The organism is Bacillus sp. SIMBA_005 (assembly GCF_046535585.1).
In the GTDB taxonomy this organism is placed as follows: domain Bacteria; phylum Bacillota; class Bacilli; order Bacillales; family Bacillaceae; genus Bacillus; species Bacillus pumilus.
Genome location: NZ_JAWRWI010000463.1, coordinates 1 through 269 on the forward strand (window position 1 = coordinate 1; position 269 = coordinate 269).

A 269-nucleotide genomic window follows, 5' to 3' on the forward strand; every position below is an offset into this window, starting at 1 on the left:
GCGGCGATGGCGTGGCTCACGGGACAGGCGGCGCAGGTGCTGGGCGGCGCCGAACCCGATTATTGATCGGGGTCAGTCGGCCGCCGCGTCGTCGCTCTTCTCTGCGCTGATGTTTTTTTCCGCGTCGCGGTCGCGCATCGCCTCGAGCTGGTCGAGCAGCGCTTCGCCGCCGCCGCCGTCATGCGGATCGAACGCGACGATCCGGGCGAGGTTGATCGCCCGGTCGAACTCGCCGCCGTTGGCGAGCGCGAAGGCGTAGTTCATGCGCG

Annotated in this window: 1 protein-coding gene; it reads right to left on the reverse strand. The window is 69.5% G+C overall.

The genetic code is table 11. The features are described 5' to 3' along the window. Positions 1 to 72: 72 nt before the first annotated feature. Positions 73 to 269, reverse strand: a 197-nt coding sequence (locus SB660_RS20905; protein WP_410584276.1) for a hypothetical protein, incomplete at its 5' end; no start/stop codon positions are given.